Raw genomic sequence first — 22,343 nt, forward strand, 5'->3', positions numbered from 1 at the left:
GAACATTCATAATAAACGAACATTCAAGACAAGGAAAGCAACCTCGGACAGGGGCTCGTCGTTAGTATCCCCCTCTCCTCCCCCCATACCCCGCAGACCGGCCCCCCAACGTCGAGCCCCGCGGCTCCACCACCGCAAACCGCAACATCATCACGCCGTACCGCGTGGCGCTCTGCAGGTCATCGCGCAGCTTCACCACCAGCCCATCCTTGCGGTGGTACAGCCGCCATTCCTCCAACCAGTCGCCACAGGTCGCAAAGACCTTGAATCGCCCGGTCTGCATGCGCGTGAGCAGCTCGCTGATGCCCGCCTCCAGCCCATTACTGCCATCCTCGAACGTGGCGCGCTCGGGCAGCAGGTTCACGCCCAGGGCACGGTACTGCCCGGCCAGCTGCTCGCCGCTGCCTTTGTCGTGCTGCAGCCCGTCGTGCGGCCAGGCCACGGGCATCCAGCGGCCGCGCGTGGCGATCAGCGGGGCCTGCATGGCCACGCTGGTCTCGCGCACGCGGAAGGTGTCGTACACGTAGACGGTGTCGGTGTCGCGGTCCCACGCCAGCCAGGCGGCCGCGGCCGGGTGGTCCCAGCCGAAGTCCAGGCCCACGATGCGCGGCCAGTGCGCGGGCAGCGCAAACGGTGCAACCACAATGGACTCCTCGGCCACCGGGAACACCTTGCCGCTGCCCAGCACGGGCACGCCGTTCATGCGCGCCTCGCGCTCGTGCACGGGGTAGCTCTCAGCCAGCTCGCGCTTGGCAGTTTCGTCGAGGTGGGGGACATCGTTCCAGCCGGCCTGGATGACTGCTTTGCTCATGGGGGATCCTGGTTGGGCAGGCTGCTGCCGGGCGGTGTGTGAGGTGATCTGCAGCAGGGCGAGCAGTACGCCACTGCACCGACCTACTGTGCAGGGATATAGTCCATCGGCAGCAGATGGCTTGGCAGGTACAGCGGATGGCGTGGTGTGCCGTCGACGGTAAGCCGAAGGACCTTGAGCCTGCTTCTCTCGCCCAGCAACTTGGTGATCGCCCGGGCCCTTGGCCGCAACGGCTTTGGCGGCAAGCCATAGGCAAGAACGACGACCTCAGCCCTGTCAGCCTTTTTCAGCAATGCGGCGTCATTGCCTGGGCCTACTGGGTCCCCGGAATCTGCCAGGAGTTTGCTATTGGTGACTCGGTAGGCATGCACGTTGCCCACGAGCTGTCAGCCATACCCCCAGGCCCTTGCGAACTTTCCCGACTTGATCAGCTTTGGGTCGGCGTGCGCGATGCTCGCGACAGATGGGTTCATCATGAGGAACATGACCATAGGTAGGTCGGCATTCCAGACCTCCCCCAAGGCATAGCGGTACATCCCGCATTCAGAAAACTCTGCGTCAATCTGGGAGCCTGCCGGCCAAGCAGGCTTTCTGCTGCCACCGGGATCGTGAGCGCCAGGAGACTGCTGCATTGGCTGGTGGAGCACCTTCATCCCAACGATGGTGTCACACATCCCGATCCAGGGCATGTCGGATGGCTATCACGCCCCCACCACCACCCCCTTCGTCAAGAAATCCAGCACCACCTCCGTCGCCCCCTCCAGCGGCGTGAAGGTGATCGCAATCAAGCCCTGCGTGGTCGCGGTGCGCGTCAGGCACTCGTTGTACACCGCCACCGGCGGCTCCTCGTCCAGCCACACCCAGTGGCGCGCTGTGCCCTCGAAGGCCTTGCGGCCCTGGTCGTAGGATTTGAAGCCGATGACCGATTCGCCGCCGCTCTGGTGGCGCACGCACAGGTAGTCGAGCGCGCCGTTGGCGCCCGCGCGGGGGCGGGCCTTGGCGATGTCGTCGGCCGGAATCATCCCGGTGCCAGGCTGGCCCGGAGGCCCGTACAGCTCCAATTGCACGATGTCGCGCGTGGTCTCCAGGCTTTTACCCGCGGCCCAGGCCTGGATGGGCCCGGCAAAGCGCCGGCCCTCCCACCAGTGCGGGTAGCGGCCGGTGAGGTGCAGGGCGGTTTCGTATGCGCCGCCAATGGTCTTGCCCACGCGGTTGCCGGCCATGAAGCAGCGCTCGCGGTGCGTGGCGCCAGCCTTGAAGAAGGCCAGGTGCCGGCCATACAGCTCGCGGCGCAAGAGCCCCTCGTCCTGGAAGTAGCGGCGCATGCGCCAGCCCGACAGCTTGTCGCGCAGCAGACCCTCGATGGCCTCGATCTCTTCGAGGGAGGCGTCGGCCAGCGCCTCGGGGAGTTGCGTGAGCGGATCCGGCAGTTCAGGCATCACCGTGCGGTTTATCCTTGATCGACTTCACCTGCTCCAGTGCCGCCAGCATGCCCTCGGCACGCTCGGCAGGCATCTGCGCCAAGGCCTTGCGCAGCGGATCGGGTGCATCGTCGCCGGCCTTCCTGGCGAACATGCCCAGGTGCGTGCCCAGCAGGTCCAGGGCCTTGAGCTTTTCGGGCGACTTGAATTTCTTGCCCAGCTCCAGTTGGCCACCGGGGCCGATCTCCACCACTTCGATGGAGGCGATGGCGGCTGCGGTGGCGCCATCCAGGTCCTGCACGCGCTTCAGGCTACCGTCGTCGTTGAAGAGCTTTCGGATGTCGAAGAAGGCAATGCCGGCCAGCTCGCGCAGCACCATGGCAGGCGTCACGCCGTCCTCGGGTGCGCCGGCAGCGCTTCCTCCCTCGCGCAGCCCGGGAGTGGGTGGGCAGGTGCCGGCCAGGGGCACGGCCATCAGGTGGGGCAGGGTCTTGCCACCGCTCATGCCGCCCCCGTCCTTGCCCCGCGCACCACACGCTCCATCGCTGCAATCACGCGCAGGCGATCCGCATCGTGCAGGCATTCGCCGCGCAGCCAGTCGGCCGGGAAAAGCACGCTCACTGCGCTGACCGCCGCATAGGGCACATGCTCGCACGCGGCCTTGATGAGGGCGGTGGCACTGCCCAGAGGATGCAGATCGCCGCGCAGGTAGACCATGCCCGAGGCGGTCACACCGGCCTGCAGGGGCGCCACGCCGCCCGGGGCCTGCAGTTCGATGAGGTGCAGGTTTTCTTCTTCGCTGCCGTATTCAATGTCCATGCCAAGTCTCCTGGTGGGCGTTCTACAGGTGATCAACGGGCCATGGCCAGCGCCCGGCGCGCATCCATCTCCGACACACAGACATCGCCCCCCACGCGGCGCAGCAGGATGCTGTAGCACTGCACCTGGCGCCGCCCGCGCGCGCTCGATGCCGGGCCGGTGCTGGTCTGCACACGGCCGGCCTCGCGCAGCTTGGCAAGGCAACTGCTGATTTCGGGGTGCGAGGTCTTGGGCAGGTCCAGCGCAGCGCCGATCTGGCCCAGCGTGAGCGGCTGCCCGGCCTGGCTGTGCAACAGCTTTTCCACACGCGACTTGAGGCCGCCTGCGCGGATGCTGGTGATGGTGCGCGCGCCCATCGTCGCTGCCGGGGCGCCGGTGGCCGCAGCCAGGGGAACAGAAGGGTGTAACGGCTTGTTTGCATGCATGGCAGGAGTCATGGGTTCGGCAAGGGTTGCAAAAAATGCAGCGATGCGTGCACCGCCGCCGCGGCATGGCCTCGCAAGCCGCAAGGATGTTGGGTTTGGCACCATGCAGCGGCACGGCGGACAGGAAGAAATTCGCCTCGGAAAACGCCCCGGCGAGAGGCCTGCATGGCTTGGCGCAAATACGACAGGCGCTGCAGGCCGGCGGGCCCGGGCAGCTACGATCCCGCCACCCAAAACCACTGATAACAAGGGATTTCATTCATGAGGGCATCACCCAGAACCATCTGCGCCGCGATTGCGGCCGCCACCTTGTCGCTGTCCGCTTCGGCAGGGCTCGACATCGACCTCACCAACTCGGGCTACCAGACCGAGGCCACCGACACCTTCACCGTCAAACGCCTGAAGGTGCCGGGCGCTGGCGAATGGGACGTCACCTTCAAATGGGACCCGCAGTCCCTGCACTTCGTACCCCAGGCGGTCGCTGCCAGCACGGCCGCGCAGCTGCAGATCTCGGGCCCGACCACGGTGAGCGAAGGCGGCTCCATCACCCTGGCCGCCGCTGTGCGCAATGCCGACGGCAGCACCTCGCCCACCGTGGCCGTGTGGAGCGTGGCGCCCGCATCGGCCGGCACCATCTCGCCCCAGGGTGTGTTCCTGGCCGCCAGCCAGACGGCCGACGTGAACGCCGTGTTCACCGCCAGCGTGCTGCTGCAGGGCAAGACCATCACCAGCACCTACACGGTGAAGGTGATCAACGTGGCGGCCACCCAGCGCACCTGCGCGGGGCAACTGGCCAACAACGCCAACGGCATGCTGCTGGCCGACTTCCGTGTGAACCCCGAGACGCAGAAGGTCAACATGCTGCTCACCGCCGCATCGGACAACCCCAACTTCCTGAGCAGCAGCTTCTTCTTCGTGCAAGGCAGCACCTCGGTCGCCGTATCGCTGTACACGTTTGACGCCGGCACCGCACTCTTCACGCCCTCCGGCGGCTGGTCGGGCATCGGCACCATCGCCTCGCCCACGCAGAAGGAGGCCGTGTTCTCGGCCTTCCCCTCCAGCATCAACCTGACGCAACCGTTCCAGATCCGCTACGCGGGCATCGCGGGCATCGCGGGCGCGCCAGCGACCATCGCCTGCAACTAAGGGCTTGCGCCAGGGTCACCCGCGGTCACTGGCCAGGCTTCGCTGAGGGCTCTTGCATCAGCCGCGTGGCCATCTGCCTTGCGCGCCAGGCTTTGATAGCTTCGGCTGCAGTCAGCGAATAGCTCACCGACGGCAGTGGCGTACTCAGCGACGGCGGCGGGGGCAGCGCTGGCAATGCGGCGGGCAGCGTCGGCGGCTTGCTCGCGCAGGCCGTCAGACTCAGCGCGAGCGCGGTCAGCATCGCGCTGCAAAGCGGCTTCACGGGTGCGTGCTTCATTCAAGGCTCCTTGGTAGCGGATGGCGGTGGCGCGCTCGGCCGCCCAGGTGGCTTGTTGGGCGCGTGCGCGCTCGGTGGCCTGGGTGGCGTGCAAGGCGGCGATCTGCCCACCCAGCCGCCAGTCCTGCAGTTGCCAGGCGGCGGTGGCGGCAAGGGCCGCGCCAAGCACGGCCGCGGCGGTGTGGGTGATGAGCAGCGGCGCCATCATCAGCCCCCTTCCCCAGACACCACGGGCACGTTGCCGAAAAAGCGCCAGAACGAAAGGACCGGAACACCATCGCGGCGAATCACGATGTTCAGGTCGGCCATATCGGCCAGCGACAACTCGCCGCGCAGCAGCGGCACAGGCTCGGTCGCAGCGGTGCGGCAACGGTTGAAGCACTGCTCCGCAGGCACCCAGCCCGCCGCACTGCTGTAACCCAGCGTGGTGGCTCCCGAAGTGGCCGTGTAGGTCACGGGCTGGGGCGTGGCTGGCATGGTGAGCAGCACCATCCCCAGGGCGATTTCCACCACAGCAGTCATGGCCTGTGCTCCTGCAGCTGCACAAGCCCTTCCAGGCAGGCCGCCGTCTCGGCCGCACGCCGGTTGGCAAGGCCCTGTACAAACCGCATCTCGGGCCGGCCATCGGCCAGCGTGCGGCCGGTGCGCACATAGCTCCACACCGGCCTGCCACTGTCCGACACACCCAGCCGCCGGCAACCCAGCGCCCAGTCGCCCGCGTTCCAGGCCACCATGGCCTGGCTCGCACAGGTGTTGCCCACGCCGTTGTTCCAGGCATGGCTGGTGGCCATGTCGAACACGCTCTGCGGTGGCAGCCGCGTGAAGCACCGGGACAGGCGCAGCTGCAGCGCCTCGATGGCAGCGCTCTCTTCCTGCGCGCAGCGCGCAGGCGTCCAGCGCTGGCCCACGACCACCGGCGTGCTCGTCACATGCCGCGTGATGCCCTTGCACACCGTGGGCAGGCCGCCGGCCAGCTGGTCCGCATAGACCAGGCCAGGGTCGCGCGGATCGGGCTCCCACTGGCCCAGGAAGGTGAGCACCCCGGCGCTGGCCAGCGCGAGCGAGCCCACTAGGTGAGGAAAGTAGCGCAGACCGCCGCGGTCGGCAGCAGCAACATCAGCAGGGCCGCTCATTCGTCCACCCCCTGTTCGGCGAGGTCGGTATCCGGCGTGTCCATGCCTCGGCGCAGCCGCGCCATGCGCAGCTCGTGCTCCCGTGCATGGCGCCGGTTGGCCTCGCGCTTGTAGTACCAGGTGATCACCAGGCCCGCCACGGCCACTACGGCGCCCACCAGGCCCAGGAACTCGTTGGACGTGATCCAGCCAAAGCTGGTGAGCCCCGCGCCCGTCACGATGGTCTTGCTGCCCGTGGCGCCGAGGGCTTCGATGGTTTCGTTTTTCATGGATGCTTGCTCGCTTTCGTCGGGCGTAAAAAAACCCGCACGGGGCGGGTTATGGGTACATGGTGCAAGGCAGCGATGCGGCCCCGTTGGGCCCGTATCGCTCGGGCTTATGCCATGCGAGGGAAGCGCCCGGTGCTTCAGCACAGAACAGCGCGTCAGGGTCTTGGGGCATGAGGGGCAGCACGAACCGCAGGCTCTCCCGCAGGTTGTAGCGCTTACAGATGACTACGCCGCAGATGGCGCTCACACCCCATCAGATCACGCCCCAGGTGCGGCACTCACCACGAGCGCCGTTGCCACCAGGCCCACCGTAACCGCCACCGCCAGGTGCCGTGCCCGCGGGAGTGGCCGCGTCACCACCCTTGCCGCCGTGTTGCGACTTGCCACCTGCCCCCGGGCTGCTGCTGGTGCCTGAGCAGGCCCCGCCACCGCCACCCCAGATGGAATCACCGCCACTCGCCCCTGTGGTCACGTTTCCTATCAGATTTCGCCCCACGGCACCTTGGCCGCCAGCCCATTCCGCGCTCAACCCGACATATGCAATATTGTTGTTGGCATTGCGGTAGTCATATGGAGATCGGAGCCCGACCCCTAGCGTGTTGGCGCCGTTCACGGTGACCGGGTCCAGCCCACCGGTCACAGTCACTGACGAGCTTGATCCAATGGCCGTTACCAGAGTTCCAAAGGTCGAATTGCCCCCGGCATTGCGGGTCGAGGTGGTGCTGTACAGGCCGCCTGCCCCCAGGGTGATGGCCACAGACGCGGGAAGCACGCTCACCTCAAACTCAAAGGGCATGCACCCGCCGCCACTGCCACCATAGCGCAGCCACTGGCTGGAACTGTCCGTCCACACCTGGCCGCCAGACCCTGCGCCCCACAGCCAGCCACCATGGCGCGAGTAGCCAGGCGACTTGATCCAGGTCTCCGATGCCGTGAACACCTTGTAGTAGCTCTGCAGCACGGTCGAGGTGACCGTGGCGCCGTCGTACTCCAGCCGCCGCCGCTCGAAGGGGTAGATCTTGTACGTGACCCCATCCGTGGTGATGCCAACATCGCCCGTGCCCTTGTTGACCACCTCGATGTGCCAGCCCGCCAACATGGCGCCGAAGGTCTGCGTGAAGCCGCCCGCCGTGTATTCGATGACCTTGCCTTTGTCGGCCTGGGTGAACGCGGTATTCGCACTGCGCTGCTCGCGCACCACGTCAGGGGTGACGCCGGGCGCGATGACGCCCAGGCTCATTACCCAATCGGTGTAAGGCCCGGCAGGGCCTTGGGCAGCGGTGATAGTGCCTGTGCACGCACCAGTGGTCGGATTGAAGGTCTCCAGAATGCCGCTCATCTGAATCAGCGCATTCGCAGAGCGAGCCAGGATAAAGTGCTGCCCAATCGCGAAGGCTTTGCCCACCTGGTCCAGCACCCAGGCCTTGCTGCCCATGCCGATGGTCAGGCTGCTGGCGCTGGTGGCCTGGCTGCCGGGTGCGTTGATAGCGCTGGCCGCAGCGGCCAGTGCCGCGGCGGCGGCCAGATCGGCATCGGTCACCGCCTCCTGCGCGGACACTGCGGCGGCCACAGCCTCATCCGCATTCCCTTTCACATTGGCAGCCACCGCAGCCACTTCCGTCGCCAGCGTCTGCTGCGCCACGCTCCACGGGTAAGCGCGTGCATTGAACGTGCTGCGATCATTCGGGTCCGGTGGGCTGGGCAGCGCGGTGATGTTCGGAGGATTGGTTGGCATCAGATGAGCCCTTTCACGTTGATGTTGATGGAGGCGTGCCCGAAGCTGTCGTAGCCCACGGGCGAGGAGGAAGCAATGCCGAAGACGTTCAGGCCCTCGTAGCCCCTGGAGGGCGTAGCGAAGAAGGCCACAGGCCGGTCGAGCACGCGCTGCAGGGTCTTGAGCGCCGCGTCTGCGTGCTCGCGCGGCATGACCACGCTGGCGTTCAGGTTGGTGGCGCTGTGGCGCTTGACGATGCTGGTGGTGCCGTCGTCGTTGGTCTTGATGTAGCTGTAGGTCACCGGCTCGGCCGATGCGCCGTACTGGGTGCCGCCCCATTGCGCTTCATCGCTGATGAGGGGGATGTAGTCGCCCATGACGATCATCCCGATGCCCACCGGCTGGCCCGCAGCGGCCGTGAGGGTCAGCGTGAGCTCGGCCGCAGGGCGGATCGGGATGCCGGTGAACACCAGCTTGCCCACCGGTCGCGCGGTGGTGAAGAGGTATTCGTACCAACCCAGCGGGTCGTCCACCAGAAAGCCCGAGCGCGCGTAGATCACCGCCCCGCCCGGCGCATCGCGCACCGTCACGCTGTATTGCGCGCCCGTCAGCCCATACAGCGCCAGGCTGTTGAAGTACCCCGGCTTGAGCACATAGGTCAGGCTGCCGGTAGCGGTCGCCTGCGTGCTGGTGTAGATGTCGAACGGCGCCATGCGGTCCGTGGGGCCGATGTCCACCCAGCGTGTTCCATCGCTCTCGGGCGTGGGCGTCGCCGCACTGGTGTGCGCGGCCGCGCACTTGTACTTGCGGTGCGTCGTTGCGCGGATGCGGATATCGCCCACCGCATAGGCCACGCCGGAGGCCCAGGCCGTCTCGCCCGCCGAGGGCTCGGCAATGGTGGTGCCGGCACCGATCATGGTGTCGGTGATGGTGATGTTGTCGATGTTGTTCATGTTTAAACGCGCTCCACAAGCATGGGGGCCTCGGGCCGCCCGTTGACGGCATCGGCGGTGCGCATGGCAGCACGCTGCAGCGCATCGTTCTGCCGCCGCACTTCGATCAGTTCTGCACGCACGCCTTCCATTGCGGCCAGCATGTCTTTGCTGTTGCCCCAGCCACGGCCGGCGGCAAAGGGGTTGTAGGCCGCGGGAATCACCGCCTCGCCTTGCTGCAGCAGGGCAAAGCCGGTGCGCGGCACCCTGCGCGTGCCGCGGTGGAACACGGGCCAGTTCATTTCGCGCGCAAAGTCTTCCAGGCTGCCAGGTTCCGTTCCGAGGATGACCCCCGCCTGCGCAAGGGTGAAACCACTCCCTTTGATGACGTTGTAGATGTCACGCGGATTGGCCCCCGCTTCGAGGGCGTTGCTGGCCGCCAGCCGGATGTCGTCGCGCTGGAACAGCGTGCCCGCAGAGTTGCGCCCAACGCCCAGCTCCTTGTCATAGGCGGCCAGGCCGGACCCACCCAGCGTCGTGGCGGAGCGCGCGCCATTCATGGCCGTGCCCAGGGCACTGATGGCACCCTCCACACTCTGCACGCTCAGGTCGATGCCGTTGAGCACATCGATCTGCTTGCGCTGCTCTGCCAGTTGCTCATCAAGATACTCGAGCTCGTCCTTCGCCTTGTCCAACTGGTCGCCACTGATGTCCTGCAGACTCTTGAGCTCATTGGCCAGCACCAGGCGCTGGTAGTCGGACTCGGCCTGCGTGGCAAACATCTGCTGGCCCAGCGCACCGGTGGCATCGCTGACTGCCTTGGAGAATTTCTCACTGTCCGGCAGGTACCCCGTGCTCTGCGCAACGGCCAGGGCATTGCTGATAAAGGCACGGCCCTCATCCCCCTGGAACTGCACCGCACTCTCCACCTCGCCAAACAGTGTCTTCGCCGCGTCACGGGCGGTCTCGAACACCGACGTGAGTTCGGTGATGGCCTCGTCCAGCACCTTGCGCTGCGCATCCACCGCGCGCTCCAGCGCAGCAAAGGCCGTGTCCACATCGGCGTTCTTCAGGTCCGCCAAGGCACCAGCGGCACGAACCACGGCCAGGCGTGCCTCGTCTGGCACGCCGGCCGTGTTGTAGATGTCCATCGCAGCGCTACCAATCTGGGCCCTGCTCAAGCCCATCAACTGCTCGGAGCTGACCTTGATCCCTACGGCATTCAGATCGGCCGTGACCTGGTCGTACTGCGACTGCCGGCGCTGCGCAGGGCTCAGGTACTTGTGGACAACGCCGGGCAGCTCGTCTGCAATGGTCTTTTGCAGCTTGATGGCCTGCACGTTGTCGAACAGCGCGCGGTTGCTCTCGTCCAATGCGTCGCGCTGGCGGGTCAGCGCCTGGGTTGCATCGTCGGTCAGTGAATTGAGCTCGTCCTGCAAGCCATTGCGCTCGTTCTGAACCTCGATAGCGCGGCGAGTCGCAGCGTTCCCGTCGTACAACGTAGTCAACTGCTGCAGACGCCCTTCGTCCAGCTTGTTGCCGTGCTCATCGACGAAGCCATCCAGGTACTGCTGGCGCTCCAGCGCCTTGGCGTCGCCTTCCTTGCCTTGGGCACGCAGCAAATCGACCGACAGTGACTTGGCGTCATTGAGTAATGCCTCCTTGGCACCATTGAACTTCTGCGTCAGCTCGTCCACAGCGTTGGAGAGGTTCTCGACCGCTGGTGCCGCTTGTGCAGAGACCTGGTACAACGACGCGATGAAGTTGGCGACGTCCATTACATCGGCATACAGCGCGGGGTTAGTAGACGTTGAATTGACAGCGTTCTTGACGTCCTCTCCGGTCGCATCGAGAAGCTGCTCCGCAGAGATATTGATACCCAGCTTTTCCAACCGACGCGAGCCGCTGCGAGCGATGTAATCACGGCGCTCTTCGTCGCTGTAGTAGTTCTGGAGAAAGGCGTTGGTGCTTGCCGTGAACCGCTCCAGCCCACCAAAAGCTTCAATGAAATCGGCCGCAAAATCCGCCAGTGCCAAACTCCCCTGTTGAATACCAAAGCCCAGGGCGTCGGCAGCCTCATTCAATGTGTGAAAGTTGGTAGCCAGTCGCTCGAGTGTTTCGTAGGCAGTCTCGCCGGCCAGCGCGTACTGGCTGGAGAAATACACCATGCGGGTGGTGGTCTCCTCCGCCGACGTGTAGGAATACTCCTTTTCACCCGTGCTGTTTTCGTGTGCTGTGACATTGGTTCGCGTTTCCGTTACCGGCTTCCCCTCGCCCAGCAATTCCCTGGCCATCGCAACTCCGGCCTTGCCATACGCGGCCGCGATTTTTTCCTGTACTTCCTCGGGTTTGAGATCCTTGAAATTGAGGTCTTGCTGATCCAGCGTGTAGGCAAAGGTCTTGAGGCTGTCGCCGGCAAGCCCCACAGTGTTGGCCATGTCGACTACGTTTTTGCGGTAGGCCTCATAGCCGCTTTGAATGGCACGGTCTTGCTTGCCCACCGTTGCAAGAAGGTCGGCATGGTCATTTTGCAAATTCGCAAGAACTGTCTGGTAAATCTGCAAGCTCTGCAGATTGGCCAGCTCACCCAGTGCCTCTTGCTCCTTGATTTTCTTCTTGTACTGCTCGATCGTCTCAAGCGGGTTGTGCGTGCTGAAGTCTGGACCGCTGGCCAGCGTTCCACCCTCTCTCCATTCTTCCCAAGGCTCCAACTTGGAGCCGTTACCCAGCGTCCCCTTAAGGCCCGAACCAATCATGCGTTCCGAACGCATACCGCCCAGCACGTTGATGACGGCGAGCGCCACTGCCATGTACGCCGCAGCCGGCCCCATGGCAGACATCATGCTGCTCAAACCGCCACCGGCCCCGCCAGCACCGCTGGCAAATATGCCCGTGCCGGTGTAAGCGCTGTAACCCGTCTGCGCTAGGCTGGCCACACTTCCAATGGTGCCCAACGCACCGCCGCCCCCGCCGCCCAATTGACCAGGCGCACCGCCACCCATCCCGAACAACCCACCCAACGCTTGCATGCCGTAGTTGACACCCGCGTTGATGAACATCTTCAGCGGCTGCTTAATCAGCGAATCCTGCAGCTGTTTGCGCAGTTGCTCACCGCCCTTCTCGCCGCCTTCGAAGATGGCCGTGACCAGCGAATCGCTGACGCCACTGGTGAGGTTGTTCGACCACTGCTCAAAATCCTTTTGCGCCTTCTTCTCGCTATCGCGCGCCTTGGCATTGCGGTCGTTGGCATTGATGCGGTCAGCCTCTCGAGTCAGCGCATCGGTCTCCTTGGTGGCCTGCTCGTACGCAGGAGAACCCTCGGTCAGTCCTGTGGGGCCGTCTCGCTTGGCTGTCAAGCGCTCGATGTTCACGCGCTTGATGGCTTCCGCCAACGTGATGTTCTGTGCAGCGGCCATGCTGGCGGCCTTTTCCTCCAATTCCATGGCCGCAATGCGGCCTTCAATGGCCTTCACCGTTTGCACGCCAAGCTGCTTTTCAGACTCCATATACGCTTCAACACTGGCGTAGTCCTTGTTTCGGACATCAGCTGCGTTCTGGCGCTGCTGAGTCAGCGCCTTAAGCTCGTCGGCTTCCTTCGCGATCATGAAGGGCTGCTTCGCCAGCAGTTCAGCCTGCTTCTTTTCGAGCTGCTCCATGCTTAGCGTGCTCTCGCGGTACTGCTTGTTCAGCAGTTCCCACTCTTGAGCAAACTCCGGCAACAAACCGGCACGCTCGACCGCCAGCTTTGCTTGGTCCTCCGTATCTTTTTGGGCTTGCGGCTTGGCATTGGCGCGAACGCCGACACTGACGTTGCCCCTCTTCGCCATCTCAGCCAATCTCTCATTGACACCCGCGATACGATCACGCAAGGTATTGGCTTCTACGCTGGTGCCTTTGTTCTGCTCTTCCAACGCCTTGAGGGCATCTTGCGCCTGCTTCGCAACACCTTTTAGCCTCTCCATCGCGGAAGCTTGGGTCTCAAAAGACTGAGTTGCCTCCAACGCAGCTTTTGCCTGCTGATCAGCCGCCTCCTCTTCTGGATATCTGACCTTCCCGGATGCCGTACGGCTGCCGCCGCTTTGAGGAGGCATGGGAGTAACGAAATTGAAGAGAGGACCGATACCCGGGAGAGACCTCACCCATGGGGGAGGTTTCATCTGCGCCATAACGTCGATCAGCTCGGCAACTTTCCCGACGAACCATACCAGCCCGCTCTTTGCCGCCTGGATACCTTGGGAATTACCCAAAGCCTTAGTGAACCGATCCCAGGCATTGCTCAAGTCGTCTGTAGCTTTGCCGAGCGGCGTCATCGCCTCACTCGCAAGTCCTTTCGTGGCCTGCCTGAGTGAGTACAGCAGAGCCGCCTGCGCGCCTGCTTTGTCGCCCATTTCGACCATGTTCTCAATGTTGAGCAGTTGCGCTGCGCTGAGCGTCCCGAGGGAATCTTCCAAAGATCTTGCGCCCTTCGCAGGGTCTGCGAAGGCTTCTGCCAGCTTGCTTGCAGCGGCGGGCAAGTCAGTACCTGTCGCCGCAGCAAAATCCGCGACGGACGAGCCCAGGCTTTTGAAAAGCTCACTGCCAATCTCAGGCACCTTGGCGAATTCTGAGATGACCGCTACAGCCGAATCCCTGCTAACGCCCGGGAGTGCGTTCAGTACTTCTACAAGCGCATCGATGTCTTTCACGGCCGCAAGTGAGTCGCGCCCCGTTCCCTTCAACTGCGCAGACAACGACAACAGTGCAGCATCCTTGCCATCCAGCGAGTGAACAGCAACTCCCAGCGCAGCGATAGCAGCCGCCACAATCACATAGGGTCCAGCAGCTCGTAAAACCGCTGCGCCCACATCGTCGATTTTCTTGCCAGTCCCTTCAAGCTTCTTAGCTGCTTCGCTAGTGCCGTTCAAAGTGTCTCTGACAAGCGTTGCAGCGCCGTCAAAGTCCCCCAGAATTCCGACGATCTGATTGGTTGTCTCTAGGAAATTGAAGCCAGCTTCACCTCCGGACTTCAGCCCCGTAGACAGGCCGCTTAACTGCCCAGGCAGGCTCTGCATAGCGCTCGACAAGTCCGAAACCGCCTGCTGTACCCCTCTAAAAACTGCCAGCTGCCCCGCCACAGCCTGCTCGATCTGCTGGGCCACAGACACCATGGCCGCGCCCTGCGCCAGGTACTGCGCATTCGCTTGAACTGCATCGGCGGTTTGATCAACGGCCATACTCAACCTCTCATGGATATGGCCCGCCAAGCGCAAGCCCAAAAACAAAAAAGCCACCCGAAGGTGGCTTGCGCAAAAAAGCAAGACGTGACCTGGCTGCCCGCGGGACTGCCTCAGTCCCTGCTATTCATCTCTTCCAACGCCGCCCGCTCGATCACCTGCACATCCGCAAAGATCGCATCGCGCTCCGCATCGGTCTTGTCCCGATGCAAGCGGTCCAACGTCGCAAACACGGCCGGGTAGTCCAGCCCCGTGGCCCCGCCCATCCCCACCCGCCACTGGGTGCTAACGGAACAAAACAGCAGGCAGGCGTCCACGTGCTCGGGCCAGACTTCCACGTCCGGCTCAGGGAAGTCGCTTGGCCGCATGCCCCACACGGCCAGCTCGGATTCGTCGGGCGGCTTGTGGTACGGCGCGCGCCCGATGGCCTTCAGTTTCCCAGGCGCAGGCCTTCGCGGGTCTCGTTGTAGGCCTTGAACACGGCCTCTGCTGCGCCGGGGTAGCTGTCGCACATGTCGACCAGGGCGTCCACGCCCAGGGGCTCGTCCAGGTCCCAGCCGGTGACGATCTGCACGATGAGCTCGGCGCTGTGCTTGGCGCGCAGGCTGGCGATGTCGCTTTCCTTCACCGGCTTGACCAGCGCGGTGATGGCGGCTTCCTTGGCGTCGGCGTCGGACGGCACCGACTCGGCGGGGTCGTTGGCAGCAACAGCGGCTACCGACTTCTTGCCGGCGGGCTTCTTCACAGCGACAGCAGCAGCCACGGGCTTGTTCGCCTGCTCGGCGGCATGGGCCTGCTCGGCTTCCTGGCGCGCAGCGTCGAACAGGGCTTGCACGGTCTTGCCGATGGCTTCGGCGTGCTGCTCGCGCATCTTGGCCCACACGGTGGAGGGCAGGTGGCGGGCGTCGAAGTTCACTTCGTCGAGCCCATGCGGCGTGGGCACCTCCACCTTGAGTGCGAAGGACTTGGGGGTGGACTTGCCGATAACGAGTTTGGCCATGGTGATGTTTCTTTCGAGGGAGTACGACACAAATAGGAAAAGCCCGTGCCCGGCCCTGCCGCCCCCTCGAAGGAGCGAACAAGGCCGGGTCGGTGCATGGGGTGTGACTGCACGGCCAGGCCAAGGATGGCTGGCGGTGCAGATCAGGGAGCGAGCTGCCCGGCGCAGGCGCCGGGAACAACCGCTCAGTAGCGCGTGGGGCGGCCTTGCAGCGAGATGGTGGCGCGCACCTGCATCACGCTGCCCTTGGTCAGCGTGGGCGTTTCGTTGAAGGACACGAAGCCGTTGTACAGCAGCACGGCGCCGTTGGGCAGGGTGACCTTCAGCGCGCGGATGGCGCGGGCTTCGCCGGCGGCCTTCAGGGCCTGGTAGCCGGGCAGCGAGGGGTCGTCGCCGATGCCGATCTGGATCGACTGGGCGCTGGTCACCGTGGGCAACTGGCGTTCGTAGTCTTCTTCCAGGAAGGAGAAGTTGGCGAACTGCTGGTCACCGCCGCTGGTGGTGAACTCCAGGATCTGCGGGATCTGCGTCCAGGCCGTGATCTCGCGCAGGCTGCCCACGCCGGTGCCGGCCGCAAAGCGGTTGGTGTCGGTCGTGTCGATGCCGGTCACGTCCAGCGCGTTGGTGGCCACGTTGGAGGCCTTGAACACGCGGTCGCTGATCTTCTGCCAGCCCGACTTGAGCTCGTAGAAGGCACCGTTGAGCAGGCCGTGCGCGGCCGAGGTGATGACGCCGGGGTTGGCATTGGTGATGGCGGTCACGGTCTTGACCGAGCCGTAGGTGGTTGCAATGGCGATGGTGGCGCCGTCGGGCAGGGATACAGCCATGGAATGGGCCTTTCAGTGGAGATGTCGAAGTGACAACAGACAAACAAAAAAAGCCGCACCAATCAACGACAGTGCGGCGGAAGTTCTGCGTGGCATGGGGCAGGCGTTTCCGCCCGGAAGAACCTGGAGGAGCGGCCTGCCGCGGGGCAGAGTGAACGGTGAAAAAGGGCTCAGGGCTGCGGCGGCAACTGCGCTTGCTTGTGCAGCCACTGCTCCCAGGCCGTGATCGCGCCCTTGGCCAGGCGGATCAGGGTTTCATGCAGTGCTTTGGTGGCAGGGCTCATGGGGCACCTCGAAGGATGAATGGATGTCCTTTTGCGCACGCCGCAACACGCGCGCAGCGCGGGTGCGCCATGCACAGGGCAGCGTGGAAAAAGAGGGGGAACGAAACCAACGCTGCGGCCCCGAAAAGCAGAGCCGCAAAAGCAAAAATCCCGCAGGGCAAACCATGCGGGATTCACAAAATTCAAGACGACAAACCACCCCAACCATCTACCGCAGTCGCTACAGGCGAAGAGCCAGGCTGTGGCTGCGGGCAATCAACAGAGGGGCGACGGGCGAGAGGGTCAGCACCCTCTGCAATCGTCTGCTGCAATTCTAACCGCGATGCATGGAAACATGCAAGCGTTTTTTCATCGACTGGTTTCTGCGGCCCACGCAATCGTCCAGCATGTTGAGCGTGCGCCGGCCGTCCTGCCCCAAGGGCTCGCGCGCCTTGCGGCTGCCGCCGCAGGCCTTGCACACGCGCCCCAGCATGGGCGTGCCGGGTACCAGTGCGGCCCCGCGGCCCAGGCAGGCGCGGCAGGTGGGGTCAAGCCAGTAGCACACGCTGGTGCGCGCAAGGGTGCGTGCATCGGCCAGGTGCTTGGCTGTGGCCCAGCGCTCCACGGCCTCCAGCACCTGCGCCAGCGAGCGCAGGCGCGCGAGCAGGTGCACGGCATCGGCGTCCGGGTGGTTGCGGCGCTGGTGCGCCACGCTGTCCCATTCGCCGCGCAGGCGCATGAGTGCGCCGCCCAGCATGCCGGGCGACCAGCCCGCGGCAATCAGCACATCGGCATCGCCGCGGCGGTCGGGGTCCACCTTGAGATTGGAGGACGAGGTGCCCGCGCGGGTGTAGGCCTCTTCCACGGTACGGTAGGGACTGTTGGTAGGTTCGGTGGTCATCAGCATGGTCATCCCTCGCATGGGTTGAAATGGGTGGAGCTGCGCTGCTCGCCCGCCAGCACGCCACAGCGCACCGCGTTGTCCTGCAGCGCCCGAAGGCGCCGGTACTCGGCCAGCACCACTGCATGGCCTGCGGCAGCGCCCGCCGCACCGAACACGGCGGCCAGCTCGCCCTGGTAGGCATCGGTGTGCGCGCCGTCCTTCAGCGAGCGCCAGAACTGCGGGCCCTGCGCCAAAGCGCGTACCTTGCAGCCGTGGCAGTGGGCGCGGAACAAGGGGCTGTTCGCGCGGGCCTGTGCGGCCTGGCACGCGGGGCAAGGTCCGCCCGCACCGTCGCCATCGCTGCGCAGCAGCGCGCAGACCAAGGGCATTGGGCCGGGGCGCCTGGCCATCGGCAGCACGGCGGCGCTCATGCCCAGCCCTCCTCGACCATGGCGATCAGCCGCTTGAGGGTGGCACGGTCCATGGCCGGCAGAATGAGCTGCAGCACCGCCTCGAATGCAGCCGCGTAGAAGCGCTCGAAGGTCTGCTGGTCCATCGCCTCGTAGCGGATCGACCGCACCACGGGAACCGTGTTGCCGGTGCGCGGGTCGATGGCATCGTCGCAGTAGCCCGCAGCCAGCTTCACGGCGATGAGGGCCTGCTCTGGCGTGCCATAGGTCTCGCTGTTCTCCGCCACCACCTGCAGCAGCGCGAACAGGCGCCGGTGCTGCGGGCCGTTGCGCGGGCGGCTCCATTCCATGCGCAGGCAGGTGCCAGGCTTCATGACTTCGAGCTTGCGCGCAAAGCGGCTCCAGGCGTCGTGGTCGGCCGGCGTCGTGCCGCGCAGGCCTTCGGCGGATTTGATGAGCATGGCTTTCATGGGTGACAGGTCCTCTCTGCGGTGGTGCTGTGGTAGCTGGTGGTGTTTGTGCCGGAATGCAGGGGCAAACCCTGCCGGTAGGCGGGCCGGCGTGCCCCGGTCGCGGCACGCAATGCGCCGGGCCATGGGGGTGCTGCCGTCGCAGCCAAAGGGTCGGCCGATGCCAGTGCGCGCAATGCGGCACGTTCTGCACGGTCTGCACGGTCCATAGCGGGCGTGGCCTGTGGCGCGCGCACGGCAATGGGCTGCGCGTTGCGCGGCGCGGGCGGCGACGGGGGTTGCGTTGCGGCGCGCGGTGCAACCAATGGCACCGCGTCCGCCGCGCTGTGCGCCGTCTGCTTGTCCGCACGCGGCGCAACAGCCTCGTTGCCGACGCGGGGCGCCGCCGCCAGGGCCTGCAGCGAATGAAAGCGCACCGCCGTCTTGCCCGCCGCGCTGCCGCCCTCGTACACCAGCAGCGCGCGCTCGGCATTCCCAATGAATGCAATGCGCGGCGGCGGCAGGCCGACCTTGGCGTACTCGCTGTCCGGGCTGCGGTCGCCACCCAGGCAGCGCGGGTAATCGAAGCTGCCGCGCCCGGTATAGGCGCGGTGGCTTTCGCAGAAGCGGTGCTGCAGGTAGCCCAGCTCCTTGAGGTCGGTGCGGCACACCTTGGGCCAGCCGCCCAGGTCCTGCACGGCGGCATGGATGGCGGGGTCGTCAAAGACCACATCGGTGTACGCGCCCACGCTGCCCATGGCCTCCAGCGTCTTGCCCCAGGCCAGGGCCGCGCGGTCGGCCGCCGTGCCGGCGAGGATGCGCACCACATCGGCCACACGCGGCGCAAAGCGTCCGTGCTCGGGGTCGGTGGCATGGCTCTGCATGGCCTGGCGGATCTGCGCCAGATCGAACGCCTGGCACGCACCCCACCACAGGTCAAGCACAAAGCGGCTGGCGTCCTGCCGGTAGTAGGCGAGCACGTCGGTGATCAGCTGCGCGAAGGGTGCGCGTTCAGATGCTTGCATGGTGCAAAGGCTCCTGTACCTGGTGGGGTTGCGGGTGGTGGGGGTGGTACGGTGGTGGTGGGGGCGCGGGCACCGCGTCGGGCTCCTGCAGCGCCCAGGCATGGCCCACACTGCGGTTGCGCTGCTCCAGCGCCTCTTGCCGGTTTCCCTGCAGGGGCGGCTGGCCTGGCGCACCGGCACGCCGCACGGCCGGGCCGCGCTGGCCGGCCGCGCGCATGCACACGGCCTTGAGGTACTCGGCCGGGTCCGCCGGGCGGGCGACACAGGCAGCGCGCACGGCCTCGGCCACGGTGTCGTTGCCATGGTCCTTGCACAGCCGGCCGATGAAGCTGCCGCACTGCGCTCGCGGCATGCCCGCCTGCGCCAGCAGCGATTTGCCCACCGACCACAGCTCGTCGCGCGTCAGGCCGTCGGCGCTGGCTTCGGAGTGCGCGTTGCCATCCGCATCGTCGATGCCCCAGTGTGCGGGCGCCACGCCCACGGCAGCGCCCTGCCCCCGGCCCGCTGCGGCGCCCGCCGTTGCACCCGCAACGGCACTGCCTTCACCAAAAAGATCCTCTCCGTCTCTGTCTCCATCTCGCTCTCGGCTCCGTTCCTTTCGGTTCCCTGTAAGGCCGGTTTCCGGTGGAACGGCGGCGCAGGGCCGGGCGCTTTCCGGCGGAAAATCCTCACCCGCGGGGGCCATGCCATGGGGGTAGTCCCCGGTCTTCCACAGCGTCTGCGGCGGCACGCCCAGGGCCGGCTTGCCCTCCTTGGCGCGCTTGGCGTTTTCCTTGCGCAGGCGGTCGCAGTACCTCTCGTAGGCGTACTTCTCCTTGGCGGCAAAGGCGGCAATCGCCTTCTCGGCCACCACCGGGTGGTACAGGCGCCCGTCCGCGCACTTCACAAAGCCGTGCAGCGCGGCGGCGCGCACCTTCTTCCATTCCTTGAGCACACGGCCATAGCCGGCCAGGTTGGCCAGCTCCACGTCGTCATCGGGCAGCGAGGCAGCAGGCACCTGGTGCCATGCCGCACACCACAGCAAAATGCCCGCGCGAAACGCCTCCCCTTCGGCCGCCGCCGCAAATTTCGAATCGCGCAGCCGCCGCACATCCAGCTCCATGTACGCGAAGTCGCTCAGGTCGCAGCCGGGCAAGGTCATGGGCGCGGGCAGGCCTGTGCTGCCCTTGGCGGCAGTGTTGCTGCTGGTGCTGCTGCTGCTCACGCGGCCTCCTGCCCCAGGCATGCGGCATAGGCCTCGTTGAACTGCGCCCACAGCACTGTGCCCGGCTCGTGGTGGTTGGCCTCGGCCAGCGGAATGTGCTGCGCAGCCGCCGATTGCGCTGCGGCACGCAATACATCGGGCGTCAGGCGCTGCAGGGTGTTGCCAATCAGCGTGCCCATCACTGCTGCCTCCAGTCGCGCGCAATGCGGCGGCTCTTGTCCAGGCTGGCCTGCGCCTGGGCACGGCTCTCGATGCTGATCGCGCCCTGCACACGCGGGGCAAGTCCCACGGTGCGCAGGCCCCGGCAGTTGAACAGCAGCACCGCGCCCGCAGGCCGTGCGGCAACGCTGCCGCTGCAGGGCTCCACGTCGACACGGGGCGCACCGGCATCGTTGGCTGCCACGGCACTGCGTGGCCGCACCGACTCGAAGGCATTCGCCCCCGCGGGCTGTGGAAAGAAAGTGGGTCGCATGGTTCGCTCATCTCCTCATAAGGCGTGCGGGCGCCTGCACTCACGGGGGAGCGCACGGGCCCATTGAAGAAAAACACCCGGTGCTGCACACAGGCGTACATGCATGCATGCAGCACCGGGCAAAGTCCATGGCGCCTGCTGCGTCAGCGCCATGGCAGGAGAAATCAACCGGTCAGGGCTTAAGTGGCGCTTGCGGCCACCTTCGCCCCGTCAACACCGCCCAGGACCAGGATCCACCGGGCCCGCTGCTGCGCCCCGCGATCGGGGCAACATGCCCGCAAAGTCCACCACCCCCTGCGTGAACGCATGCAGCTCGCGCATGCGGCTTCTGGGAACGGCCCGGCGCCAGTGCGTGATGGCACTCGGCGTCAGCCCGAAGTGATCTGCCACCTCTTTGTTACGGCCGGGTTCGGCATCCAGCCAATCCGTGAATCTCATGGCAGCAAGTTTAGTTTTATCTAAACAATTAGTCAAGCATAAGCTAAAACAACTTGCCAAAAATTTAGCTACAGCTAAACTTCGCAGCCATGAGCAACGACAGCACCCGCCGCGCGGAATTCACCGCCTACTTCGAGAAGCACTTCGGCACCGACCGCCAGCGCTTCATGGACCAGTTCGGCGTGAGCAAGGGCCGCATGACCCAGTACCTGGACGAGGAAGAGGCCTTCGGCGAGCGCGCCGCCCTCAACCTCGAAAAGCGCGCCAACCTGCCCCTGGGCAGCATGTTCCCTTCGCTGCTGCGCGCCGGCAGCGAGGCCGCACGCAGCCTGGCGCCTGAAGGCGTGCCCGTCGTGGGCACCGCGCAGCTGGGCGACGACGGCTACTTCTGCGAACTGCAGTACCCCGTGGGCCACGGCGACGGCCGCATCAACTGGCCCACGCGCGACCCCAATGCGTACGCCCTGCGCTGCCGCGGCGAGAGCATGAAGCCCCGCATCCGCCACGGCGAGTTCGTCGTCATCGAGCCCAACCACGGCTTCATGCCGGGCGATGAGGTGCTGGTGCGCGAGCGCAGCGGCAAGGTCATGGTCAAGCAGCTGGCCTATGTGCGCGATGGCATGGTGCACCTCGACTCGGTGAACGAGGCGCATCCGCGGATCAGTATTCCGGAGGATGAGGTGGAGGTGATTCAGTATGTGGCGGGGATAGCGAAATCGGCGTTGTGGTCGAATGATTGATGCCCGCTGGCGGCTTGCGGGCGGGAGCTGCCGTGCGCGGTCGGCGTGGCTTTTTTAACAGCATGCCTCTGCTGAGTGCGGGAGCCGGGATGTGCGCCCGGCGGCGCAGTAACTTTCTCTTGGGCCGCCAAGAGAAAGTCACCAAAGAGAAGGCGGCCCCGCTGCCCGTGTCCCCCTCGCCCGGGGGCGAGGGGGCAGCCTGCGATGCTCGAGGCTGGGGTGCGCCTCGCAACTCACTGCGTTCCCCCTGCGGGCGAACTCCGTTCAGACATCTGCGGCGAGCCAGATGACGAAGCGTGTGTGTCCTGCGGCACACACGCCACCCCAGCTTCTGCGCTTCTCGGCACGGTCAGAAGGGGGTGGGAACGGGCTCCACACGGGCCATTGCTTCGCTCGGCCTGTGGTCCTTCGCTGCGCTCGGCTCGCCAGAGTGATCGCGCCCGTTTCGTCGGCAGCGCGCAGCGCGAACCGA

24 protein-coding genes and 1 pseudogene are annotated in these 22,343 nt (G+C 65.5%); 2 read left to right on the top strand and 23 right to left on the bottom strand.

Translation table 11 applies throughout. The features are described from left to right. Positions 1–61: 61 nt before the first annotated feature. The 6 genes and pseudogenes from ACK59X_RS20250 to ACK59X_RS20275 all read right to left on the bottom strand — a co-directional run bounded on the left by ACK59X_RS20250 (position 62) and on the right by ACK59X_RS20275 (position 3,476). Entirely contained in the window at positions 62–811 is a 750-nt protein-coding gene (locus tag ACK59X_RS20250) for a terminase (protein ID WP_409960179.1), read from the bottom strand. A gap of 83 nt (positions 812–894) precedes the next feature. Further along, positions 895–1,500: pseudogene (locus tag ACK59X_RS20255) on the bottom strand (DUF1643 domain-containing protein). Positions 1,501–1,512: 12 nt separating this feature from the next. Next, positions 1,513–2,250, bottom strand: coding sequence for a terminase large subunit domain-containing protein (locus ACK59X_RS20260; protein WP_409960181.1), 738 nt, complete (start codon positions 2,248–2,250; stop codon positions 1,513–1,515). Then, positions 2,243–2,737, bottom strand: coding sequence for a terminase small subunit (locus ACK59X_RS20265; RefSeq protein ID WP_409960183.1), 495 nt, complete (start codon positions 2,735–2,737; stop codon positions 2,243–2,245). Before ACK59X_RS20265 ends, ACK59X_RS20260 begins: the two co-directional genes overlap by 8 nt. Continuing rightward, positions 2,734–3,051 (bottom strand): hypothetical protein, encoded by a 318-nt coding sequence (locus ACK59X_RS20270; RefSeq protein WP_409960185.1) that lies wholly within the window; start codon positions 3,049–3,051, stop codon positions 2,734–2,736. Before ACK59X_RS20270 ends, ACK59X_RS20265 begins: the two co-directional genes overlap by 4 nt. A gap of 32 nt (positions 3,052–3,083) precedes the next feature. Then, positions 3,084–3,476: a hypothetical protein gene (locus tag ACK59X_RS20275; RefSeq protein WP_409960187.1), complete on the bottom strand. Its 393-nt coding sequence runs from the start codon at positions 3,474–3,476 to the stop codon at positions 3,084–3,086. A gap of 261 nt (positions 3,477–3,737) precedes the next feature. On the opposite strand from ACK59X_RS20275, the gene ACK59X_RS20280 reads away from it, so the two are divergent. Further along, on the top strand, positions 3,738–4,622 hold the full coding sequence (locus ACK59X_RS20280; protein ID WP_409960189.1) for a hypothetical protein: 885 nt from the start codon (positions 3,738–3,740) through the stop codon (positions 4,620–4,622). On the opposite strand, the gene ACK59X_RS20285 is transcribed toward ACK59X_RS20280, so the two are convergent. The 17 genes from ACK59X_RS20285 to ACK59X_RS20365 form a co-directional block, all read right to left on the bottom strand. Further along, positions 4,619–5,104 (bottom strand): hypothetical protein, encoded by a 486-nt coding sequence (locus tag ACK59X_RS20285; protein ID WP_409960191.1) that lies wholly within the window; start codon positions 5,102–5,104, stop codon positions 4,619–4,621. The two genes, ACK59X_RS20280 and ACK59X_RS20285, sit on opposite strands and share 4 nt — an antisense overlap. A gap of 2 nt (positions 5,105–5,106) precedes the next feature. Continuing rightward, entirely contained in the window at positions 5,107–5,421 is a 315-nt protein-coding gene (locus ACK59X_RS20290; protein ID WP_409960193.1) for a hypothetical protein, read from the bottom strand. Further along, on the bottom strand, positions 5,418–6,032 hold the full coding sequence (locus ACK59X_RS20295; protein ID WP_409960195.1) for a lysozyme: 615 nt from the start codon (positions 6,030–6,032) through the stop codon (positions 5,418–5,420). The genes ACK59X_RS20290 and ACK59X_RS20295 overlap by 4 nt, the downstream gene beginning before the upstream one ends. After that, positions 6,029–6,301 (bottom strand): holin, encoded by a 273-nt coding sequence (locus tag ACK59X_RS20300; RefSeq protein ID WP_409960197.1) that lies wholly within the window; start codon positions 6,299–6,301, stop codon positions 6,029–6,031. The genes ACK59X_RS20295 and ACK59X_RS20300 overlap by 4 nt, the downstream gene beginning before the upstream one ends. A 253-nt stretch (positions 6,302–6,554) precedes the next feature. Then, on the bottom strand, positions 6,555–8,036 hold the full coding sequence (locus tag ACK59X_RS20305; protein ID WP_409960199.1) for a hypothetical protein: 1,482 nt from the start codon (positions 8,034–8,036) through the stop codon (positions 6,555–6,557). After that, positions 8,036–8,968 carry a hypothetical protein gene (locus ACK59X_RS20310; RefSeq protein ID WP_409960201.1) on the bottom strand — a complete coding sequence of 311 codons (933 nt, stop codon included), beginning with the start codon at positions 8,966–8,968 and terminating at the stop codon, positions 8,036–8,038. Before ACK59X_RS20310 ends, ACK59X_RS20305 begins: the two co-directional genes overlap by 1 nt. A gap of 2 nt (positions 8,969–8,970) precedes the next feature. Next, the gene (locus ACK59X_RS20315) at positions 8,971–14,160 is read right to left on the bottom strand and encodes a phage tail length tape measure family protein (protein WP_409960203.1); all 5,190 of its coding nucleotides are present in this window, start codon (positions 14,158–14,160) and stop codon (positions 8,971–8,973) included. Between the two features lie 113 nt (positions 14,161–14,273). Continuing rightward, a complete protein-coding gene (locus ACK59X_RS20320) occupies positions 14,274–14,528 on the bottom strand; it encodes a DUF1799 domain-containing protein (RefSeq protein WP_409960205.1) in 255 nt (84 codons plus the stop codon). 62 nt (positions 14,529–14,590) lie between these two features. Then, positions 14,591–15,160, bottom strand: coding sequence for a phage tail assembly chaperone (locus ACK59X_RS20325; protein ID WP_409960206.1), 570 nt, complete (start codon positions 15,158–15,160; stop codon positions 14,591–14,593). Positions 15,161–15,345: 185 nt separating this feature from the next. Further along, positions 15,346–15,987: a phage tail protein gene (locus ACK59X_RS20330; protein WP_184864939.1), complete on the bottom strand. Its 642-nt coding sequence runs from the start codon at positions 15,985–15,987 to the stop codon at positions 15,346–15,348. Between the two features lie 597 nt (positions 15,988–16,584). After that, positions 16,585–17,157 carry a hypothetical protein gene (locus ACK59X_RS20335; RefSeq protein WP_409960207.1) on the bottom strand — a complete coding sequence of 191 codons (573 nt, stop codon included), beginning with the start codon at positions 17,155–17,157 and terminating at the stop codon, positions 16,585–16,587. A gap of 2 nt (positions 17,158–17,159) precedes the next feature. Beyond that, on the bottom strand, positions 17,160–17,564 hold the full coding sequence (locus ACK59X_RS20340; RefSeq protein WP_409960208.1) for a hypothetical protein: 405 nt from the start codon (positions 17,562–17,564) through the stop codon (positions 17,160–17,162). Further along, on the bottom strand, positions 17,561–18,013 hold the full coding sequence (locus ACK59X_RS20345) for a hypothetical protein (protein ID WP_409960209.1): 453 nt from the start codon (positions 18,011–18,013) through the stop codon (positions 17,561–17,563). The genes ACK59X_RS20340 and ACK59X_RS20345 overlap by 4 nt, the downstream gene beginning before the upstream one ends. Next, positions 18,010–19,017, bottom strand: coding sequence for a DUF6475 domain-containing protein (locus ACK59X_RS20350; protein WP_409960210.1), 1,008 nt, complete (start codon positions 19,015–19,017; stop codon positions 18,010–18,012). Before ACK59X_RS20350 ends, ACK59X_RS20345 begins: the two co-directional genes overlap by 4 nt. Next, positions 19,004–20,221 (bottom strand): DUF1376 domain-containing protein, encoded by a 1,218-nt coding sequence (locus ACK59X_RS20355; protein ID WP_409960211.1) that lies wholly within the window; start codon positions 20,219–20,221, stop codon positions 19,004–19,006. Before ACK59X_RS20355 ends, ACK59X_RS20350 begins: the two co-directional genes overlap by 14 nt. After that, complete coding sequence (locus ACK59X_RS20360; protein ID WP_409960212.1) at positions 20,218–20,400, bottom strand: hypothetical protein; 183 nt, start codon at positions 20,398–20,400, stop codon at positions 20,218–20,220. Before ACK59X_RS20360 ends, ACK59X_RS20355 begins: the two co-directional genes overlap by 4 nt. Beyond that, positions 20,400–20,693, bottom strand: a complete 294-nt coding sequence (locus tag ACK59X_RS20365) for a hypothetical protein (RefSeq protein WP_409960213.1) — start codon at positions 20,691–20,693, stop codon at positions 20,400–20,402. The genes ACK59X_RS20360 and ACK59X_RS20365 overlap by 1 nt, the downstream gene beginning before the upstream one ends. Positions 20,694–21,220: 527 nt before the next feature. Here ACK59X_RS20365 and ACK59X_RS20370 point away from each other — a divergent pair. Beyond that, complete coding sequence (locus ACK59X_RS20370; RefSeq protein WP_184864955.1) at positions 21,221–21,871, top strand: helix-turn-helix transcriptional regulator; 651 nt, start codon at positions 21,221–21,223, stop codon at positions 21,869–21,871. The last annotated feature ends 472 nt before the right edge of the window (positions 21,872–22,343 follow it).

It is taken from the genome of Acidovorax sp. (genome assembly GCF_046339755.1).
GTDB lineage: Bacteria > Pseudomonadota > Gammaproteobacteria > Burkholderiales > Burkholderiaceae_C > Acidovorax.

Excerpts from the sequence above, each read along its gene's own strand:
- ACK59X_RS20270 (WP_409960185.1), bottom strand. The coding sequence starts at position 3,051 with ATGGACATTGAATACGGCAGCGAAGAAGAAAACCTGCACCTCATCGAA.
- ACK59X_RS20300 (WP_409960197.1), bottom strand. The coding sequence starts at position 6,301 with ATGAAAAACGAAACCATCGAAGCCCTCGGCGCCACGGGCAGCAAGACC.
- ACK59X_RS20315 (WP_409960203.1), bottom strand. The coding sequence starts at position 14,160 with ATGGCCGTTGATCAAACCGCCGATGCAGTTCAAGCGAATGCGCAGTAC.
- ACK59X_RS20325 (WP_409960206.1), bottom strand. The coding sequence starts at position 15,160 with ATGGCCAAACTCGTTATCGGCAAGTCCACCCCCAAGTCCTTCGCACTC.
- ACK59X_RS20365 (WP_409960213.1), bottom strand. The coding sequence starts at position 20,693 with ATGCGACCCACTTTCTTTCCACAGCCCGCGGGGGCGAATGCCTTCGAG.
- ACK59X_RS20360 (WP_409960212.1), bottom strand. The coding sequence starts at position 20,400 with ATGGGCACGCTGATTGGCAACACCCTGCAGCGCCTGACGCCCGATGTA.
- ACK59X_RS20250 (WP_409960179.1), bottom strand. The coding sequence starts at position 811 with ATGAGCAAAGCAGTCATCCAGGCCGGCTGGAACGATGTCCCCCACCTC.
- ACK59X_RS20320 (WP_409960205.1), bottom strand. The coding sequence starts at position 14,528 with ATGCGGCCAAGCGACTTCCCTGAGCCGGACGTGGAAGTCTGGCCCGAG.
- ACK59X_RS20370 (WP_184864955.1), top strand. The coding sequence starts at position 21,221 with ATGAGCAACGACAGCACCCGCCGCGCGGAATTCACCGCCTACTTCGAG.
- ACK59X_RS20330 (WP_184864939.1), bottom strand. The coding sequence starts at position 15,987 with ATGGCTGTATCCCTGCCCGACGGCGCCACCATCGCCATTGCAACCACC.
- ACK59X_RS20340 (WP_409960208.1), bottom strand. The coding sequence starts at position 17,564 with ATGAGCGCCGCCGTGCTGCCGATGGCCAGGCGCCCCGGCCCAATGCCC.
- ACK59X_RS20350 (WP_409960210.1), bottom strand. The coding sequence starts at position 19,017 with ATGCAAGCATCTGAACGCGCACCCTTCGCGCAGCTGATCACCGACGTG.
- ACK59X_RS20280 (WP_409960189.1), top strand. The coding sequence starts at position 3,738 with ATGAGGGCATCACCCAGAACCATCTGCGCCGCGATTGCGGCCGCCACC.
- ACK59X_RS20265 (WP_409960183.1), bottom strand. The coding sequence starts at position 2,737 with ATGAGCGGTGGCAAGACCCTGCCCCACCTGATGGCCGTGCCCCTGGCC.
- ACK59X_RS20290 (WP_409960193.1), bottom strand. The coding sequence starts at position 5,421 with ATGACTGCTGTGGTGGAAATCGCCCTGGGGATGGTGCTGCTCACCATG.
- ACK59X_RS20345 (WP_409960209.1), bottom strand. The coding sequence starts at position 18,013 with ATGAAAGCCATGCTCATCAAATCCGCCGAAGGCCTGCGCGGCACGACG.
- ACK59X_RS20310 (WP_409960201.1), bottom strand. The coding sequence starts at position 8,968 with ATGAACAACATCGACAACATCACCATCACCGACACCATGATCGGTGCC.
- ACK59X_RS20275 (WP_409960187.1), bottom strand. The coding sequence starts at position 3,476 with ATGCATGCAAACAAGCCGTTACACCCTTCTGTTCCCCTGGCTGCGGCC.
- ACK59X_RS20295 (WP_409960195.1), bottom strand. The coding sequence starts at position 6,032 with ATGAGCGGCCCTGCTGATGTTGCTGCTGCCGACCGCGGCGGTCTGCGC.
- ACK59X_RS20335 (WP_409960207.1), bottom strand. The coding sequence starts at position 17,157 with ATGCTGATGACCACCGAACCTACCAACAGTCCCTACCGTACCGTGGAA.
- ACK59X_RS20260 (WP_409960181.1), bottom strand. The coding sequence starts at position 2,250 with ATGCCTGAACTGCCGGATCCGCTCACGCAACTCCCCGAGGCGCTGGCC.
- ACK59X_RS20305 (WP_409960199.1), bottom strand. The coding sequence starts at position 8,036 with ATGCCAACCAATCCTCCGAACATCACCGCGCTGCCCAGCCCACCGGAC.
- ACK59X_RS20285 (WP_409960191.1), bottom strand. The coding sequence starts at position 5,104 with ATGGCGCCGCTGCTCATCACCCACACCGCCGCGGCCGTGCTTGGCGCG.